Raw genomic sequence first — 18,063 nt, 5'->3', positions numbered from 1 at the left:
CTGGATGACTGAGGACGATTACGACCTCGACAGCGGGCCGGACCCCGCCGCTCTCGCGGCGAGCGCGCCCGAGAACCCCGACGCCGACCGGCCGGTCCGCGCCGTCGGCATCGGCCCCGGGAACCTCGACTTCCTCACGCCGCGCGGCGAGGACGCGATTCGGGAGGCCGACGTGGTCGTCGGCTTCGAGACCGTCGTCGACTTCGTCGCCGACCGCACCGACGCGGACCTGCTGACCTGTGGCTACCGCGACGAACTGGACACGCTCGACGCCTTCGCCGAGCGCGTGGCCGCCGGCGAGCGCGGCACGGCCGTGCTGATGGGCGACCCGAACCACTCGGGCTACCAGTTCGTCGGGAAGGTCCAGCGGGCCGTCGACCGCCCCGTCCGCGTCGTGCCGGGCATCTCCTCACTCCAGATTGCGGCCAGCCGCGCCCGGACGCCGATGGAGGACACGACCTTCGTCACGCTGCACAAGAGCGGCGACCTCTCGGCGGACCGCGACCGCCTCCGCCGCGACGTGGGCGACCGGCACTTGCTCGTCCTCCCGCGGCCGTTCGACCTGATGCCCGAGGACATCGCCGCCGACCTGCTCGATTCGGGGGCCGACCCCGAACTGCCGGCGCTGGTGTACGAGCGGCTCACCCACGACGACGAGGCCCGCACCGCGACGACGCTTGGCGACCTCGCTACTGGGGCCGGCGGTGACGGTCGGGAGGACACGCAGTTTTCCGATCTCTCGGTGCTGGTCGTGCGCCGGAACTGACCGCGCCAGTGTGCGGGCCTTCTCGATTGTTCACCTGCCGCTTTGCTTCACACGTTCAATCAGCCGTGGCCGGGCGGCCGCTCCGTCGGCCGCCCCGGGGAAGGGCAGGCTGTCGACTCGGACGGACGCTCCTGGCGGACTGAACGGGCGAGACCGACGAGGCGCGCCGCGCCTCGTTCGCGAACGGCGAGGGACGAGCCGTGAGCGACTCGCGCCAGCGGGGAGTCGCCTGGGCGGCCGCTATCCGAGCGAGCGACGCGAGCGAGGATATGCCGGCCGGCGACCGCGAGCGGTCGAGGGCGTTCGAGGCGGTCCGAAAAGCGCTGTCCGTGCTATTTTCTACTTCAAAACGGCCCGCTGACTTAGCAAGAACCGAGCAAACCGGTCCTAGTCGCCCTCGCCGTCGGTCGCCATCGGCCGGTTTGTCGCGGCCAGCGTCGTCTCGAACGTCTGTGGCGTGCGTGAGTCGGCCATCGTCCGTGCCGTTTCGACGGCGGTCGCGACGGCCTCGGTGACAAGCGGGTGGTCGTCCAGCGTGTCGGTGTAGGCGAGTCCGCCCCTGTCGAGATCGAGTTTGGCGGGAATCTGCGTCTCTGTCGCGTCAGTCGGCGCGAGAAAGAGCGGCACGGCGACGGCGTGGTCGTGGGTGAGATTGTACCGGACACATTCGACAGCGGGGTTTTGCAGCAGATAGCAGGGCTCGACCTCGCCGAAGGCCGAGCGCTCGCGCAGGCGCTCGGCGTGATACTCCGTCACCTGACGTTGATACGGCTTGCCGCTGGAGCCGAAGGCGACGAGCGCGACGGAGGAGTCAGCGGCCTCCGGGACCGCAGCAGTGGCGCGGTCACGGAGCGCTTCGGTCAGCAGCGGGCTTCGCCCGACTGGTTCACAGTAGTGTGTCTCGGCGTCGATTTCGTCGAGTGCTGCCGGGACGTCCGTGACTGTCGTGTGGTCGTGAGCGACGGTCATCGGCAGCGCGAACACGCGGTCGGCATCGATGGCTACCAGTTCGTCGCGTAACTCCCGACGGGGTTCGTGGTCGTAGGTCAGCACCGTCACGTCGGTAGCTACCCCGCGCTCGCGAAGCCGGCGAGCGTGTGTCTCGTAGGGCGTAGCGCGTGACGTGTCCCGACCGATGAGCAGGAGTGTGTCGTGTGGCATTGGTAGCGTCCGACGCTAAAACAATCTGAGTTGTTTTAGCGAAAGTTGGCTTGCCTGAACGTTAGCAGGAATCCACTAATACCTTTGGGTCCCGCCGCTCGGCTGTCGGCGACCCGCTATCTGGGCCCGGGCATAGGGGCTTATACGCGGTCGAACGCAATTCCGGGCTATGGACGTGACAGAGACCGACCTGCCTGGTGTGGGAAAAAAACACGAGGTGGACATCGGCGGCGGGCAGCAACTGGTAGTCGTGACCCACAACACGGGCACGCGCGAACTGTACCTCAAAGAGGACGACGACGCCGACTCGGAGAAACTCCTCGAACTCTCCGACCGGCTGGCGCGGATGGTCGGCACGATACTCGAAGGCGCGTACTTCCAGCCGGTCGAATCCAGCCACGTCGAGACGATGCTGTCGGAGGGGACGCTGCTGGAGTGGTACGCGGTCGAGAACGACTCGCCGCTGGTCGGCAAGACGCTGGCCGGTGCTAACGTCGGGCAGCGGACAGGCGTCACTGTCGTCGCGATGCAGCGCGATGGCAACGTCATCGCCGGCCCGTCGCCCGACATGCAGATCGAAGCCTCGGATACCCTCGTGGTTATCGGCGAACGCGAGAACTGTGAGCAGTTCGAGAGGCTCCTCACCGGAGACCTGTAGATGGCTGGGACCGAAGCGCCGGAGGCCCGCCGTGGCTGACCTGCTCGGCATCGGTGTCCTGTTCGCCGCTGTCGCCGCCGCCACGCTCGTCGCTGTGTGGCTGAACAAGTCGGTAATCCCGTTCTACATCCTCATCGGGATGCTGCTGTCGCCGTCTGTCGCGGGGCAGTTCTCAGTCGCCGGCTACGGCCTCCCCGTCGTCGAGTCCTCGGAGTTCGTCGAACTCGGCGCGGAGCTGGGTATCGTCTTTCTGCTGTTTTTCCTCGGACTGGAGTTCAACCTCGACCGACTGCTGGAGAGCTGGGAGCGCATCACCAGAGCGGGGACTATCGACCTCGGCATCAACTTCGGGGCCGGTCTCGTGCTCGGATTCGCGCTGTTCCGGGACCCGCTCGCGGCCTTCCTTATCGCCGGTATCGTCTACATCTCCTCGTCGGCCATCATCACGAAGTCGCTCATCGACCTCGGCTGGATCGCCAACGACGAGGCCGACCCGATGCTCGGGACGCTCGTGTTCGAGGACCTGTTCATCGCGGTGTACCTCACAGTCGCAGCCGCGCTCGTCACCGGCGGGTCCGATGTCGGGGCCGCCGCGATGTCCGTCGGCGTCGCGCTCTCGTTCATCGTCGCGCTCCTGCTCTTAGCCCGCTACGGGACGCCGTGGTTCGAGCGGGCCTTACAGACGACCTCGAACGAGTTCACGGTGGTGCGGGCCGTCGGCATCACGGTCTTGATCTCCGGTTTCGCCCTCGCTATCGGCGTCAGCGAGGCCGTCGCCGCGTTCTTCGTCGGCATGGCCTTCGCCCCGACCACCCACACGCACAAACTGGAGAGCCTGCTGGAACCGCTCCGCGACACGTTCGCGGCGGTGTTTTTCTTCTGGATCGGCGTCGAGACCGATCCGCGGCTGTTCGCCGGCGTCGCGGGACTCGTCGCCGCCGCTATCGTCGTTACGACACCGACGAAAATCCTATCCGGCTATCTGAGCGGGCGCGCCTACGATCTCAACCCGCGCCGGTCGATGCGTGTCGGCCTCGGGATGGTTACCCGCGGCGAGTTCTCCCTGATCATCGCCGCCGTTGCGCTGACCGGCGCAGGCACGTCACTGTCGACAGCACTGGCCAACGCGGTCTACTCGTTTACCGTCGCCTACGTCCTTCTGATGAGTATTCTCGGAACGATGCTGATGCAGTACTCGGCCCCTTTCGAGCAGTTCGCGACAGCTCGGTTCGGAACAGAGTAGCGAGAAAAACGCGGATCGGTCCTACAGCTCGCTGTCGGGAACGACGACGACCTTTCCGAAGCCCTCGCGGTCCTCGATTATCTCGTGGGCTCTGGCGATCTCGCTCATGGGGAGCGTCTCGCGGACCCGCGGTTCCATTTCTCCTTGCCAGACCAGCTCCAGCACTTCGTCGGCCTGCCCCGGGGTGGCCATCGTCGACCCGATGACCTGCAACTGGTTCCAGAAGATGCGGTTGATGTCGGTCTCGGGGTTGCCGCCCGTCGTCGCGCCGCAGGTGACCACGCGGCCGCCCTTGACGAGACTTTTGAGCGAGTCCTGCCAGGTCTGTGCGCCGATGTGGTCGACAACCATGTCGACGCCGCGCCCGTCGGTCAGGTCCCGGATTTCGCTCGCGAAGTCCGCCTCCTCGTAGTTGATGGTGTGATCCGCACCCAGTTCTTCTGCGTAGTCGAGTTTCTCTTGGGTGCTGGCGGTCGCGAACACCTCAGCGCCAGCGTGGTCCGCGACCTGGACGGCCGCGTGACCCACGCCGCCGGACGCGCCGAGGACCAGTACCGACTCGCCGGCTTTCAGGTCGCCGCGGTCGCGCAGCATCCGCCAGGCGGTCTGGAACACGAGCGGCGACGCGGCGGCTGTCTCCCAGTCGACGCCTTCGGGGACTGGCGTGAGGTTTTCGGCGGGCACAGCGGCGTACTCGCTGTGGACGCCCCGGACGTGTTCGCCGATGATGTGGAAATCCGGCGCGAGTGTCGGGTCACCCTTTCGCGTGAACTCGTCGCCACCGCCGCTTTTGCCGGCGAGGACAGCCACTCGGTCGCCGGGTTCGAAACGCGAGACGTCGTCACCGACTTCGTCGACGACGCCCGCGGCGTCACTGCCCGGGATGTGTGGCATATCGAGATCGATACCGGGAAGGCCGCGCCGGGTCCAGATGTCGAGGTGGTTCAGCGCGGCCGCTTTCACGTCGATGACCACCTCGTCGCGGCCGGGTTCGGGGTCGGGAAACTCGCCATACTCGAGCACATCACGGTCGCCGTGACTGTCGAACTGAACGGCTTGCATCGTCATTAGTTCCCGTGGCTTGGTTATAAACACCAGCCTCCCGGAGGATACTGGTTATGACTGCACCACTGCGGCCGTTAAATCTGTGTATAGCTGGTCCATATTATCTCTACTTATGGGTTATCTATCTTTGCAATATACGGAATGACTGCACCTGAAGAGTATACAGTTACACTTACTTTTTCTACTTCGAGATATGCAGAATATGGTCTGAGAACTGTGAAAAATAGGATCTAAAACGGTGGATGCCCTTCTCACATGGCCGTATATATCGGTATTACAGGTCCGCCCGTGGTTGGTGTGTGCTACTCCCCACCACTGCTGGTCCGATGAGGAGCATACTTACCGCTTGAACCCGTTCTCTACGCCACTAATGACACACACTGCAAACACACTCTCTGACCGCTCTCGGGGCGCTCTGACACGCGACTGGGTAGCTCCTCGTGGCAGGACAGTGGTGACCGGCCGATGAATCTCTCACTCGTTATCGTCGCGACGATGACCGGCGTCGCTACCGGCGTTGTGTTCGGACTGCTGGATGTCCCCATTCCGGCCCCGCCGAACCTCGCCGGTGTCATGGGTATCCTCGGAATCCTCGTCGGCTATCGCCTCATCGAGTACTTCGACGTCGGCGTCAGCCTGCTGTCGCTGCTGAAAGTCTGAGCAACTCCACGGCTCTTTTCGCACCGAATCGGCTCACATTTTCTCTCAGAACGACGGCGACGGCAGCGACGACGCTGCCGCCGTCAGTGGTCCGCGTGTTCTGTCTCGTTATGGTGGTGCGTGCCGTTCTCGCTGTGGTCCGCTCCAGCGTGGTCGTGGTCGCGGGTGAGTCGACCGTGATACGTGTCGAGAGTCCGTTCGAGCAGCGCGGTCCGCGTCTCGTGGCCCTCGGTGACCGGTTCGACCCACCGCGATTCGGTTCGCCAGTAGCCCATCACCTCGCCGGACGGCTCGATCACCTCCGCGTCGAGACCTTCCACCCCCCAGTCATCCGTGTACGCCTGGATGAACGAGACGACGACTGTCTCGATGCCAGCCGCGAGTTCGTGGCCGCGCGTGCTCTTCGTGACGTAGGTCAGCCTGATGCGGCTGTCTTCGACGGCAAGCGAGTCGATATCGACGAACCACTTGCGCAGGTGTGATTCGAACGCAGCGAGTTCGGTGTCGGCCGCACTGGCGGCTTCGTCGTCGCTGCCGGCGTGTTCGCCGTCGTGGCTGTGCCCGTCGCCGTGGTTGTGACTGCCGTCTGCGTGCGTGTGGCCGTGCGCATCGTCGTGGTGCGCCCCACTGTCTGCCTGTGTGGGCGTTTCCTCGGATGTTTCCGCTGCGCCGCCAGCCCCGGCGTCGCCCGGCTGGCTGTTCTGCGTGCCGCCGAGGCTGCTACAGCCAGCGGTGGTCACCGCAGCCACCGCGAGGGCTCCGAGGAACCCACGTCGACTCCGTCGCTGGCTGGTGTCCCGCATGGCTCAGGTCCCCCGGCGCGTTGCGAGCAGCGCTGCGCCGACGAGCGCGAGCAGTGTGACGACGGCGGTGAACCCGGGTCCGGACGCGGCGGTCGTCTCCGACTCCGCAGTTCCAGCGTCGTCTCCCGCCGTTGCCGCTGACTCGCCCTCGGTGTCAGGCGCAACAGTCGCGGTGGCACCGCCGGACTCGCCGTTGCCGTCAGTCCCGGATTCGGCCTGCTGGTTGGTCGAAATCCAGACCGGGCTGGTCAGCGCTCGGTCGCCGTCCTCGTCGACGACGCGGAAGGCGACCCAGGCGTTCCCGTCGATGTCAACGTCGGTGCTCATGGTGTCGTTTGTCCCGTCGAGCGTGACGTTCGAGACGGTCGTACCGTTCCGGATGACCTCGGCGTAGGCCAGTTCGTCGAGGTTCCTGACCGTTGCGGACGCCTCCACGGACGACCCGGCGGTCGTGTTCACGGTTTCGCCGGGCATCCTGTCGTCGACAGTGAACTCGACGGCCGGGCCGTACGTCGCGTACGTGTGCCCGTCCTTCACTGACTGAGCCCACTTCTCTGGCGTAACGGTCCCCTCGACGTATGCTCGGGTGCGGGCGCTCCCGTATTTCGCCGGGAAGCACTGCGAACAGTGGTCGTCGCTGACACCGGTTGCCGTAATCTCGTAGCCGTTGTTCCAGAGGGTGAACAGCCCGCGGACGCTGGCGGCGTCGGACTCGCCGTACGGGCCGTTGTACGCCTCGATGGCGTCGACCATCGGAAGGTACTTCTCGTGTTGTCCGGGCGCGCTGTCGAGGCTGACGAAGCGGTCACCCGGATGGTTGATCTGGAACACCGTTGCGTTGTGTCGGTTACGGGACTCCTCGATGAACTCCACGAGCGTCCCGTCGGAGTCGACCATCTCCTCGCCGTGCATCGGATAGGGGTTGAAGTGCCCGAGGTCGCCGGTCGTGATCTCCTCGCTCCGGATGAACATGATGTCGCGCTCCTCGGCCTGTGACTCCATCGACCCCCAGCCGCCGATGGCGTTGTGGTCGGAGATGAACACTGCGTCGACGCCCGCCGACTTCTGAATGGCGACGAAGTTATCGATGGGCGTCTTGCCGTCGAAGCTGACGCTGCTGTGAGCGTGGGGGTCGATACCGACCCAGTTGCGTTCGCTGGGGTCCAGTTCCTCGGTGAACGTCGCGTTGACGCTGACTGCCTCGCCGGGGGTCACTGAGACGTTCTTTTCGACCGGCTCGGCGATGTAGCCGGTCCCGTGGTTAAACACCAGCGTGTAGTTACCGGGCGGGAGCTGGAACGAGGCCGTCCCGGCCGGCGTCGTCTGCGTGTAGACGGTCTGGACCGCGGTGCCGTCGTCGAGCACCGTAATCCGGGCGTCGGCGGGACTGACCTCGCCCTCGTCGTCTATCGTTGCGGTGACGTTGACTGGTGCCGGTCCTTCAAGCGAGTCGAAGTCGGCGGTGGCCGTCTCGCCGCCGCTGACAGTGACGGACTTTGCCTCTGACGCCGCAAATCCGCTGGCATCGGCCGTCAGCGTGTACTCGCCGGCGGGGAGTTCGAGTTCGTACGAACCCGTCTCCGATCCGACGGTGTAGGTGAACGCACGGTCGCCCTTCGAGGCGGTGACCGTTGCCTGTGAGACGGACTCGTTGTCCGTACTCTCGATGTTGCCGGTCACCGTCCCCGTCTCGGTGCCATGCTGCTTGTTGTAGTACTCGCTGGTCGCGCTACTTGCGCCCTCCGCGCCGACGAAGAGGGCGAACTCCGCTGACCGCGTTTCGCCGGGGTCGAGGCGGTGTTCGAGCCACGGGTCAACCCATGTCGTGGAACCCGTGTACGAAGTAAAGGAGCCGTTCCCGCCCCAGACGCCGTAGCTCACGCGGTCTCCGGTGAGTGCGGCCCAGGGCTGGTCGAGTGTGTCAGCGCTCACCGGCGGCGACCGCGTCTCCTCGACCCTCCCTGACCCGGGGAGCCAGGTCGACTGCCCCTCGGAACTCAGTGCTGCCCCGCTCTGGAGGCGCTCGGAATCGTTGACCGGGAGGCGCTGGTCGCCGCCGTTCTCCATCGTGGTGTTGATCCAGATGTGGCTGGAGTTGGCCGGCAGCGTGTACGTCGTCGTGACGGAGACGTTCGGGTTCGTACTGACGTGGCCGGTCGCGGTGACGACTGCTGCGCCGTCGGGCCCGGTCGCGTTCTGGTACTCGAAGGACTCGTAGTCCGGCCACGTCCCGAAGTTGTTGAACGCGAACTCGGCGACGCCGATCTGGTCGGTCGTCAGCCCGTAGGCGTTGGCGTCGTAGATGCCACCGGGGAGCGTCCCGAAGGGTCCGTTGGTTTCGGTGCCGATGGCGGCGGCGACTTCACTGTTTTTCAGGACGATGGTCTCGTTCGCTGGCGTCTCGCCGCCCTTGACTCGCTCGCCGGTGACGGCAACCGGCTTGTCCGGTCGCTCGACGTGGCCCGACGAGGCCAGCCACTTCACCGTCCGGAAGAGGAACGGCCGCGTATCGGTTTGCTGGTGCTCGGCCTGCCACTCGTCGGTGAGATACGTCGTGAGCGACTTCTGACTGCCGAAGGCGACGACGCGGCCGTTGTCACCGATGTCCCACGTCGCGGCCGCACCGACGATGCGCTCGCCACGGGGGTACTCCTTCTCTGTCGTGGAGTAAGTGTACTCGTAGGTATCGCTGTCACCGTACAGCAACGGGGCCTGCGTCCCGTTTTCGGTATCGGTCACGTTGAGGCTGACCCCGTCGTACTCCACGGTGTCGACGGTGTTCATTATCGGATGCTGGCCCGTGTTGTGCAGAATGACCCGCCACTCGTAATCTGCAACTGTCTTGTTCGTCGGATCCTGAATGTTCCGGAGCCATCTGTCGCTCTCGCCGTTGAAGTGGAGTCCGTACGGGTCGGTGATGTCGTTGAGCTTGCCGGCGTGACCCTGTAGTGGTGAGGTCCAGTCCCCGACGACGAACAGGCTGCCGCCGTTTCTGACGTATTCGTCGATTGCGTCCTGTTCGGCCTCGCTATAGGCCGTCTGGGGGACGGGAATGATGACCACGTCGTAGTCCGACAGCCCGTTCGCGGCCGAACTGTTCCACGAGGTCAGCCCGCCGCTCGTCGACCGTTTCGTGTCGACGTCGTACCCGCGTTCGCTGAGTCGGTTCGCGAACTTCGTGAACGTCGAGCCCTGATGGCTCCCGTCGATCAACACGTCGACGCCGGCACCGCTGTTGTTGAGATCGACCGACCCATCAGGAACCGGACAGCTCCCGTCAAGCTGACAGGTCGCCCCACCAGCTGCGGCCGTCTGTGCTATCGTCTGACTGTTCGCCGTTGCCACCTCGTTTTGCTCGCTCGGTGCAGCAGCGGCACTTCCGAGGAAGCCGGTGCTGACAACCGAGAAAACGAGTAGTACGCTGAGTAGTACTGGCCGTATGTGATTTCTATCCATCACTTCCTATACCGTATTGTGACTATATAGTTAAAATTTACCATAGTCCAACTATTCTCGGATACTGACTGCGTTCTGTAACGAATGACCGACTCTATCCCGTCTGTGCGAACTGTGATCCGGACTCCGACTTCGGGCCGGGTCTGTTTTTAGCTGTCCTCTAATGTCACACCCGTCGGCCAGTATAAGCCGGCTTTGATTGACACACCCCATCTGTCGGCCACACATTTCGACACACCGATTGTGGTCGCGACGACAGCCCGACAGATCACCCACAGAACACTGGCGGTCTGTCTACAGCGGTGCGTCCGTGTCACGACCAGTCCGTACCAGCTTTTAAGACCCGGTGGGCGGAATGCCGAAGGTATGTCACGGAAAGTCTTCTTCGATACGGACCCCGGCTGCGACGACGCGGTCATGCTGGCGATGGCACTCGGTCACGAGGCAATCGATGTGGTCGGGCTCTCGACTGTCTGTGGAAACACGACTATCGAGAACACGACGCGAAACGCCCACGCGATACTGGGTCTCGGTGGCTACGATGTTCCGGTGTCTCGGGGCTGTGGTCGCCCACTCGTCGACGACCTCACGACCGCGGAGTGGATTCACGGCGAGAACGGACTCCACGGCGATATTCCCGACATCGACGGCGACACACGGGACATCCATGGGGCCGATGCAATCGTAGAAGCCGCCCACGAGTACGGAGACGAACTGACGATTGCGGCCGTCGGTCCGCTTCCGAATCTGGCGATCGCACTGGCAAAGGAACCACGGTTACCCGATCTCGTCGAGGAAATCTATCTCATGGGTGGAGCGGCGATGACGACCGGGAACGTGACGCCGATGGCCGAGGCCAACTTCCACAACGATCCCGCGGCGGCCAGCCGCGTCCTGCAGGACGCCACTACGCGGATGGTCGGGCTGGACGTGACCAACCGCGCCACCGTCTCCCCCGAGTTCATCGAAGAGTTCCGCACGGCCGGTGGCGTCCGGGGGACCGTCGCCGAGTGGCTCGACTACCGGCCCGACTCCGGGACCTATCCGACGGCCGACGCGCCGGCCATCCACGACGCCGCTGTCGTCGCCGACATCGTCGACGACTCGGTGCTGGACTTCGAGGAGTACTACCTCGACGTGGACACGACCGGCGGCCCCTGCCACGGGGCCGTCATCTGTGACGAACACGGCACGACCGACAACGAGCCTAACAGCCGTGTCGCTGTCGACATCAACGTGGACCGCTACCGCGAGATTCTCGAAACCGGCGTCCGGGCCTACGTCGCGGAGTGAGCGGCCGGCCGCGAGACGGCCACGACGGCGCTATTCGTAGGTGTGGACGCTTCCGGTGGTGTTGTCGGCGATGTAGTCCCAGTCGTAGTCGACGCCCAGTCCGGGGCCGTCGGGAACGGGGACCGTCCCGTCGGAATCGACGGCGTCCATCAGGTCGGAGTAGCCGCCCTCGTACACCGGCGGCTGGGTGTTCTGGCAGTCCGGGTGGACCAGCGCCATCTCGTAGTAGTTGGAGTTGCGGCAGGCGGCGATGCAGTGGCGCTGGGCGGGGCCGGGCGCGTGGAACTCCACGTCCAGCCCGAACGCTTCGGCCATCCGGGCCACCTTGATTGCGCCGGTGATGCCCGCGTCGTACTCGGGGTCGGCCCGGAGGAAGTCGGTCGCCTCGCTGGCGGCGAAGTCGGATTTGATCTCCAGTCCGCGGATGTGTTCGGTCTGGAGAATCGGCGTATCGAGTTTCTGCGCCAGCTTCTTGTGGGCGTGCTGTGAGATACCGCCGTCGCGGAACGGGTCCTCGTACCAGAAGAAGTCCTGCTCATCGAGCGCCCGACCCAGCTCCAGCGCGTCGGCAAACGTCTCCAGTTCGCAGGCCGGGTCGTGCATCAGGTCCATCTCGTCACCGACTGCCTCGCCGACAGCGTGGACCGCCTCGACTTCGCGGTCGAGACTCCGGGCGTCGTCGCCGCCGCCCCAGCCGTGGATCTTGAAGCCGCCGAAGCCCTCGTCGCGGCACTCTTCGGCGAAGTCAGCAAAGGCCGCAGGCGAGTCCAGCCCGCCCGCGTCGTCGCCGTGGTACGTCGACGCGTAGGCGGGGATGCGCTCGCGATAGGTCCCCAGCAGTTCGTGAATCGGCGCGTCGTAGTACTTGCCGGCGAAGTCCCACAGCGCGATGTCGATTGGGCCGATGCCCATCCGGTCGTACTTCCGGAGTGCGCGCTTGCACTCGGACCAGTGCTTCTCGCGTTTCAGCGGGTCTTTGCCGATGAGGTACTGGGCGATAATGTTGTACTGGGCGGCTGCCGGCGAATTACCGCCGACGTACTCGCCCGTGATTCCCTCGTCAGTGTGAATCTGGACGCCGAATAGTTTCCGCGTGGTTGTCTCGCCCGGCGCATAGACCAGATTGAAACCGTGCTTGTCGGTCCCCACGTCTTCGAGGGGGTACTCGAACTCTCGGCTTTCGATTTTCGTTATCGTTGGCGACATTTGCCGGACATACTGTGGTGGGGGTATTAAAGCTACCCCGTGACAAAACGCCGTCTCTGCCTGAGCGGCCGCCACAGCAGCGACCGGACCGCCTGTCCCATTCAGTCCAGCGCGTCGAGACGACGAATACCGGGCTCACCCAGCCGCACCGAACAGCCGATATACAGCGGTTCGATGACTCGGGGGTAGTCGAACGACACCGCGTGCTCGTGCAGCACCTTCGGGTCGCCGGCTTCGCCCTGCCACATATCGTGATGCGAGGGGAGCAACCGGGAGAGCTGAAGCTGGTTCGCGGCCTCGATGATCTCGTTTTCGTCCATATACCACTTCGTTCTGACACCGCTGTCTGGCTCGGGCTCGTAGATAGAGCCGACGGTGCCAAACGCCAGCGCGCCCACGTCGATGTCGAACCGTTCGCCAACGCCGGTAAACGCCTCTGCGGGCCGGCTGTCGCCGGCGTGGAAGAACGTCCCGGCGTCGTGCTCGATGACGTACCCCACCGGTTCGATGGCGTCAGGGTCGTTCGTCTCGGTAACGTGGATGGTGAAATCACCGACAACGAACTCATCACCGACGGCGATTTCGTTGCGCTGCCCGTCAGGCACCCGCATCTCACCGTCGTAGTCCGGGGAGTCATACGATGCCGACGGTGCATACAGATCAGCGCCGAGGTCCTCGACCAGCGGGCCGTACGACGGCGGATGCATGTGGTCGATATGTTCGTGCGTGACGAGTGTGGCATCACACTCGGTCGCGTCGGCGGGGTCCATCGGTACCGGAATCATGCGGATGAGGTTCGGCGGGTCGCCAGTCCCGAAGTAGGGGTCGATGTACAGCGTCGTCGACTGCGAGCGGAGCACGAACCCGTTACAGCCGAGATACCAGATCACGACGCCGTCGCCGGGGTCTGTCGCTTCTATCTCGTCGCGGACGAACCAGTCGTCCCACGTTGACTGAACCATGCGCTGAACTATGCCTGGCCGGGTGAAAAAATCTCGCACCGCCTTCAATCGAGTGTGACCGTCGACTCCGTCTCGGAGGCCTCGTAGACGGCTTTGATGGTGTTAATGTCGACGAGGCCGTGCTCGCCGTCGGCGTAGGGTTCGGTGTCGGTCAGCAGACAGTGGGCGAAGTACTCGAACTCCTCTTCCATCTGGTCGATCTGTTCGAAGCCGATGTCGACCGTCGTCCCCTCGTGGGACAGCTGGAGCGCGCGGTCGTCCCATGGGTAGAAGGCAGGTTCGACGCGGACCTTGCCCTCAGTTCCGAGAACGGAGATGTGGCTATCGAGATGCGCGTTCTGGCTGGCGGTACATACCGCGTACATGTGGCCCGGGAAATCTAGCTGGAACGCGCCGTGTTCGTCCGGCACGTCGGCGAACTCCTCCTGCACCGATGCCACGGTTCCCCGGACGGCCACGGGGTCGGCATCCAGCAGGAATCGGCTCGTGTTCAGCGGATAGATGCCGATGTCCATCACGGCACAGCCGCCGGACAGCTCCCCGTCTAGCCGCCACTGGTCGGGGTCGGGGACGAGTTCGAGGATCGGTTCGGTCATGTTGCCGTGAACGAACAGCGGCTCGCCGATGTACCCCTCCTCGATGAGATCCTTCGCTCGCCGGACGGCTGGCTCGGTGTGCATCCGATAGGCGATCATCAGCGTCGCGTCGTGCTCGTCACACACCTCGACCATCCGCTCGGCGCGCTCGATGGTTGCTTCCATCGGCTTCTCGCAGAGTATTGCTTTATCCAATTGCGCCGCCGTTTCGACGTACGGGAGGTGGAGCGCGTTCGGCGTGACGATGTAGACGGCGTCGTACGCGTCGCTCGCGGCCCCGTCGTGAAACTCCTCGTAGGTGATCGCGTGCTCGACTGTCTCCGAATCAGCGGCTACATCGGCTGCCTTCTCTCGGTCACTGCTGACCAGTACCGTCGTTTCACAGAGGTCTCCCGCGTCGACGGCAGGCATCGCCTGTTCGGTTGTCCACCAGCCGACGCCGATCATCGCAAACCGAACGGGGTCGTCAGTTTCTGTCTGTTCCTGCCAGTCTCGACGGTCGAATCCGCCCGTGAGCGCGTCGACGTTCATACCGGTGTCGTCTCCTGGCTGGATATTATCTTTTGTGTTGGCACGCCCGTGTCAGCTTACGCTGTCCCAGGGTAGAGAATACCCGTTCATACTTTGGGTAAATAAATCCCGGTGGATGAGATAATCGTTCGATATTACAGAACAGACTAACAGTCTAACCAGTAGTATTCCACAGCCATCGGTCGCTACTGCGAATGGCAAATGCTGTTTTACGGGCCGTCTATGGCCATTCTGTGTCCGTGCTTTCGGGTTCCGTATCGAGAATAACGACAGTACAACCGTTACGGGAACCGTTCGGCTATACTGAACGGCCGGCCGTTACGGAGCGATTACGGTTCGGTCGACAGTTGCTGGCTTGAAACGCTATCCCGGTCGCTGTCGCCACGGGGTGTCTGCAATGACCGATGATAAAAACGGTGCTGTGCCCAACCGAATACCAGTCTCGGTCTCGTTTCTCGCCACGCTCAGACGGGCCCGGCTGGGGTCTCTGACGCAGTGAAACGTGCTCCGGACGCCAGGGCGCTCATCACGAGAGTGGACCGTCTGTACGGGACAGACAGTGGCGATGCTGGGACCGTTCCACTATCGTCGGTTGGGCCACGACCATGACTTTGCACGCTCGCTCTTGCGGTTGACAAGAGCAACAGGGTGTAGAGATCAGTACAATATAAATATTCTGTAACAGAAGTTACACTCTGGGGCCAACGACGGTGGCCGCCTCGATTAGCTGTTGCGGTACACCGTCTTGATGTAGCTGAAGAACTCCGGTCCGGCGTCGCCCTGCTCGCGGTAGGTGTTCGTCGAGGAGCGCTTGAGGCCGCCGAAGGGAACGTGCAGTTCCAGGCCGGTCGTCTTCTCGTTGATCTTGACCACGCCGGACTCGGAGCGCTCGATGAACTCGTTTTCCTCCTCGATTCGGTCGGTGACAATGCTGGCCGAGAGGCCGTAGTCGATGTCGTTGGCGACTTCGACACCCTCGTCGAAGTCGGAGACTGGAATGACGGCGAGTACCGGCCCGAACACCTCTTCCTGTGCAATGCGCATATCCGATTCAACGTCGGAGAACACGGCCGGCGAGATGAAGTTCCCGGCGTCGTACTCGCCACCCGTGAGCTCCTCGCCGCCCGTTTCGAGGGTTGCTCCTTCCGACTGTGCGATGTCGATGTACTCTAGGCTCCCCGCGAGTTCGTCCTCACTGACGTGTGGGCCCATGCCGGCCCGGTCGAGACCGTTTCCGACTTCGAGGGACTCGGCGTAGTCGACGATGGCGTCGAGGAACTCGTCGTACACGTCCTCGTGTACAATTGCTCGGGAGGTCGCCGTACAGGCCTGACCTGTTCCGCCGAAGGCCCCGGCACCCACGATGTCAGCCGCCTTGTCCACGTCGGCGCTTGGCATGACGACCGTCGGGTTCTTCCCGCCCATCTCTGCCTGTGCACGCTTCCCGTTGCTCGTTGCCTGTTCGTAGACGTGCTCGCCGACCGAGGCACTGCCCGTGAACGACACCACATCAACGTCGTCGTGGGTGGTCAGCCGCTCACCGACCTCGCTACCGGGGCCACAGACCAGATTGATAGCGCCGTCCGGAATGCCGGCCTCGTCTAACGCCTCAATAATCATCGTGGCGACGGTCGGTGCCTGCATTGCAGGCTTGATGACGACGGTGTTACCGACCGCGAGCGCGGGCGCAATCTTCCAGGCCGGGATCGCGATGGGATAGTTCCACGGCGTAATGAGCGCCGCGACGCCCATCGGCTCTTTCTTCGTCTGTAGACCGGCACGGCCGCCGCTGGGCTGTTTGACCGTTCCGCCGAAGTCGCGTGCCTTCTCCGCGTAGTAATAGAAGATATCAATCGCACGCTGGACCTCGCCCTCGGCTTCACCGAGCGGCTTCCCCTCTTCGCGGGTCAGTGTTTCCGCCAGCTTGTCTTTCCGAGACTTCAGTATTTCACCGGTCTCACGCAGGATTCCACCGCGCTCCGGACCAGACATCCCGGCCCACTTATCCGTCGCATCCGCTGCGGCCGCGATTGCCTCGTCGGCGTCTGCCGCCGAGCCCACCGGAACCGTGCTGACGATGTCAGTTTCGTCTGCTGGATTTGTGACGTCCTGTGTCTCCCCGGTTCCGGTCCACTCACCGCCGATATAGTTCTCATACGTCTGCGTCATACGTTTGAATCATCTCATTCCCAATACTTACGCGTTTCCCATCCTCCACTGTGCCGCGACGTTCGACGGTATGGAACGACGGCTGACGCCGGCGACAACGCTGAACAATAAGCATCGTCGTCACCGTAACAGGGCCGCCAGAGTCAGAGCCGCGATGACCGACCTACCGCAGAATGCCGATGAAGACCGGAAAAATAGCTACCGCTGTCAAACAACAAAACAACACGAGATGTGTGTGTTGCCAGATGTGTCACATCGCGGAGCGTGGCTGCGTTGCGATGCTTGTGTTGCTGGAAATCCTACTTTCTGTTCGCACCCCTGGTCCTGTGCTATCCGCGCTCTGGTGGCGCGTCACTATGACCGATCCATGATGGGCGCAATTATCGTATATAAATTTATCCCATAGTATAACACGTGTATGTATGTTATCAGGCACGCTGTCGACAGTCGCTACTGCTGGACCAGCGATCCCGGTAAGAACCGCCTGACATTTAATATAGTGAATATTGGTTTATCGATGTAAACAGTGCATATCAGAAGATTGCAGTCAATGCACTTAGGACGGCCCAATTCCCTCGAATCAGTGAAGGTATTCTGCCAATGGCACTGTTTCACTATCCAATCACAGAAAACAGATGGCAACCAGCCGAATGTGAGCACAAATTTTGCGTTAAATCTCTCAAAGTCTGCTATTTGGTGCTACTTGGCGACACTATTGCCTGTATCGAGAGTTAACATGGGTCTATTCGTCACTGTCTATTCTATCGAGAAGTACACCAGCAAGTGCGATCTTCCGGTGTGTGACCAGCAGATGTAGTAAATATCGTCTTCACTGTCCGCACCACAGGTACACAGCGGGTAGAATCTGCAACGAAAATGGCCGCTGCCTTCCATACCTCTTCCCTATCTGTTCGCTGAATCCAGCAGATCCTCAACTATCTTTTTCCGTGATTCGCCTTTCCGTACAGGCCGTGCATCCAATACGAGTGGGACAGCGTTCCCGACTAGCTGGACTGTCGCCCACTGATAGGCGTACTCGTCGGTTTTCTCCTTCGTGCCGATGATTTCGTCCCCACAGCGTCGCCTGGTCCGGGAGCGTCTCCAAGCCTAGCTGCTCACGGCGTTCTGGGTGCTGGGTGAGGTATGTGGGAAGTGCTGTTTCATGGGCCCAGCCGTGACGTTCTTTGAGCAGAAATAATCGGAACAGTTGGGCCATCCCGTACTGGGTTACTCTAGAATACCAGTCATGTGGCCCAAACTCGACAGACGCTATGGGTAGTGAGATACGAACTCATTGACGGAGTGGTGGTCCTTATAGTCGAACCATGTGGAGGCAACGGTTCGGATGTCCCCTTCCAGGCCGGCGGGAGAACTTCGTTCGTACAGTGGTGTCGAATCATATGCTGGCCACTCAGTGTATGACTGTTGTGCGATCCGTCGAAAGACAGTGCGTTGAGAGTCACGAGTTGCAACCATACGATAGATTGGCCACAA

13 protein-coding genes and 1 pseudogene are annotated in these 18,063 nt (G+C 62.8%); 5 read left to right on the top strand and 9 right to left on the bottom strand.

Translation table 11 applies throughout. The features are described 5' to 3' along the window. The first annotated feature begins 4 nt into the window (after positions 1–4). Positions 5–766 carry a cobalt-precorrin-7 (C(5))-methyltransferase gene (locus AMS69_RS02860; RefSeq protein WP_053966584.1) on the top strand — a complete coding sequence of 254 codons (762 nt, stop codon included), beginning with the start codon at positions 5–7 and terminating at the stop codon, positions 764–766. A gap of 387 nt (positions 767–1,153) precedes the next feature. On the opposite strand, the gene AMS69_RS02855 is transcribed toward AMS69_RS02860, so the two are convergent. Further along, positions 1,154–1,927, bottom strand: a complete 774-nt coding sequence (locus AMS69_RS02855; RefSeq protein WP_053966583.1) for a CbiX/SirB N-terminal domain-containing protein — start codon at positions 1,925–1,927, stop codon at positions 1,154–1,156. Between the two features lie 169 nt (positions 1,928–2,096). On the opposite strand from AMS69_RS02855, the gene AMS69_RS02850 reads away from it, so the two are divergent. Both AMS69_RS02850 and AMS69_RS02845 read left to right on the top strand, forming a co-directional pair. Continuing rightward, a complete protein-coding gene (locus AMS69_RS02850) occupies positions 2,097–2,585 on the top strand; it encodes a cation:proton antiporter regulatory subunit (RefSeq protein WP_053966582.1) in 489 nt (162 codons plus the stop codon). Between the two features lie 31 nt (positions 2,586–2,616). Continuing rightward, the gene (locus tag AMS69_RS02845; RefSeq protein ID WP_053966581.1) at positions 2,617–3,828 is read left to right on the top strand and encodes a cation:proton antiporter; all 1,212 of its coding nucleotides are present in this window, start codon (positions 2,617–2,619) and stop codon (positions 3,826–3,828) included. Between the two features lie 21 nt (positions 3,829–3,849). On the opposite strand, the gene AMS69_RS02840 is transcribed toward AMS69_RS02845, so the two are convergent. Further along, positions 3,850–4,890, bottom strand: coding sequence for a zinc-binding dehydrogenase (locus tag AMS69_RS02840; RefSeq protein WP_053966580.1), 1,041 nt, complete (start codon positions 4,888–4,890; stop codon positions 3,850–3,852). 468 nt (positions 4,891–5,358) lie between these two features. Between AMS69_RS02840 and AMS69_RS02835 the strand changes: the two genes are divergently transcribed. Beyond that, on the top strand, positions 5,359–5,553 hold the full coding sequence (locus tag AMS69_RS02835; protein WP_004518274.1) for a XapX domain-containing protein: 195 nt from the start codon (positions 5,359–5,361) through the stop codon (positions 5,551–5,553). A gap of 83 nt (positions 5,554–5,636) precedes the next feature. On the opposite strand, the gene AMS69_RS02830 is transcribed toward AMS69_RS02835, so the two are convergent. After that, positions 5,637–6,356: a twin-arginine translocation signal domain-containing protein gene (locus AMS69_RS02830; RefSeq protein ID WP_053966579.1), complete on the bottom strand. Its 720-nt coding sequence runs from the start codon at positions 6,354–6,356 to the stop codon at positions 5,637–5,639. A gap of 3 nt (positions 6,357–6,359) precedes the next feature. Further along, positions 6,360–9,812 carry a CehA/McbA family metallohydrolase gene (locus AMS69_RS02825; RefSeq protein ID WP_053966578.1) on the bottom strand — a complete coding sequence of 1,151 codons (3,453 nt, stop codon included), beginning with the start codon at positions 9,810–9,812 and terminating at the stop codon, positions 6,360–6,362. Between the two features lie 366 nt (positions 9,813–10,178). Between AMS69_RS02825 and AMS69_RS02820 the strand changes: the two genes are divergently transcribed. Then, entirely contained in the window at positions 10,179–11,105 is a 927-nt protein-coding gene (locus AMS69_RS02820; RefSeq protein ID WP_053966577.1) for a nucleoside hydrolase, read from the top strand. Between the two features lie 30 nt (positions 11,106–11,135). Here the strand turns inward: AMS69_RS02820 and AMS69_RS02815 are convergent, their stop codons facing one another. The 5 genes and pseudogenes from AMS69_RS02815 to AMS69_RS20820 all read right to left on the bottom strand — a co-directional run. Further along, positions 11,136–12,311, bottom strand: a complete 1,176-nt coding sequence (locus AMS69_RS02815; protein WP_053966576.1) for a mandelate racemase family protein — start codon at positions 12,309–12,311, stop codon at positions 11,136–11,138. 101 nt (positions 12,312–12,412) lie between these two features. After that, positions 12,413–13,273 (bottom strand): MBL fold metallo-hydrolase, encoded by an 861-nt coding sequence (locus tag AMS69_RS02810; protein ID WP_053966575.1) that lies wholly within the window; start codon positions 13,271–13,273, stop codon positions 12,413–12,415. Positions 13,274–13,317: 44 nt separating this feature from the next. Continuing rightward, positions 13,318–14,400, bottom strand: a complete 1,083-nt coding sequence (gfo6, locus tag AMS69_RS02805) for a D-xylose 1-dehydrogenase Gfo6 (RefSeq protein ID WP_053966574.1) — start codon at positions 14,398–14,400, stop codon at positions 13,318–13,320. Between the two features lie 723 nt (positions 14,401–15,123). Next, complete coding sequence (gene xacF / locus AMS69_RS02800; RefSeq protein ID WP_053966573.1) at positions 15,124–16,569, bottom strand: 2,5-dioxovalerate dehydrogenase; 1,446 nt, start codon at positions 16,567–16,569, stop codon at positions 15,124–15,126. A 912-nt stretch (positions 16,570–17,481) separates the two neighbouring features. Next, a pseudogene (locus AMS69_RS20820) lies at positions 17,482–18,045 on the bottom strand (transposase); the annotation flags it as partial. Between the last annotated feature and the right edge of the window lie 18 nt (positions 18,046–18,063).

Origin of the sequence: Haloarcula rubripromontorii (genome assembly GCF_001280425.1) — an archaeon.
Lineage (GTDB): Archaea > Halobacteriota > Halobacteria > Halobacteriales > Haloarculaceae > Haloarcula > Haloarcula rubripromontorii.
This window is presented reverse-complemented; position numbering and strand designations above follow the sequence as displayed.

Bases quoted from the DNA above. Each gene is read 5' to 3' on its own strand.
- xacF (WP_053966573.1), bottom strand. From the start codon at position 16,569: ATGACGCAGACGTATGAGAACTATATCGGCGGTGAGTGGACCGGAACC.
- AMS69_RS02820 (WP_053966577.1), top strand. From the start codon at position 10,179: ATGTCACGGAAAGTCTTCTTCGATACGGACCCCGGCTGCGACGACGCG.
- gfo6 (WP_053966574.1), bottom strand. From the start codon at position 14,400: ATGAACGTCGACGCGCTCACGGGCGGATTCGACCGTCGAGACTGGCAG.
- AMS69_RS02855 (WP_053966583.1), bottom strand. From the start codon at position 1,927: ATGCCACACGACACACTCCTGCTCATCGGTCGGGACACGTCACGCGCT.
- AMS69_RS02850 (WP_053966582.1), top strand. From the start codon at position 2,097: ATGGACGTGACAGAGACCGACCTGCCTGGTGTGGGAAAAAAACACGAG.
- AMS69_RS02825 (WP_053966578.1), bottom strand. From the start codon at position 9,812: ATGGATAGAAATCACATACGGCCAGTACTACTCAGCGTACTACTCGTT.
- AMS69_RS02815 (WP_053966576.1), bottom strand. From the start codon at position 12,311: ATGTCGCCAACGATAACGAAAATCGAAAGCCGAGAGTTCGAGTACCCC.
- AMS69_RS02810 (WP_053966575.1), bottom strand. From the start codon at position 13,273: ATGGTTCAGTCAACGTGGGACGACTGGTTCGTCCGCGACGAGATAGAA.
- AMS69_RS02830 (WP_053966579.1), bottom strand. From the start codon at position 6,356: ATGCGGGACACCAGCCAGCGACGGAGTCGACGTGGGTTCCTCGGAGCC.
- AMS69_RS02835 (WP_004518274.1), top strand. From the start codon at position 5,359: ATGAATCTCTCACTCGTTATCGTCGCGACGATGACCGGCGTCGCTACC.
- AMS69_RS02860 (WP_053966584.1), top strand. From the start codon at position 5: ATGACTGAGGACGATTACGACCTCGACAGCGGGCCGGACCCCGCCGCT.
- AMS69_RS02840 (WP_053966580.1), bottom strand. From the start codon at position 4,890: ATGCAAGCCGTTCAGTTCGACAGTCACGGCGACCGTGATGTGCTCGAG.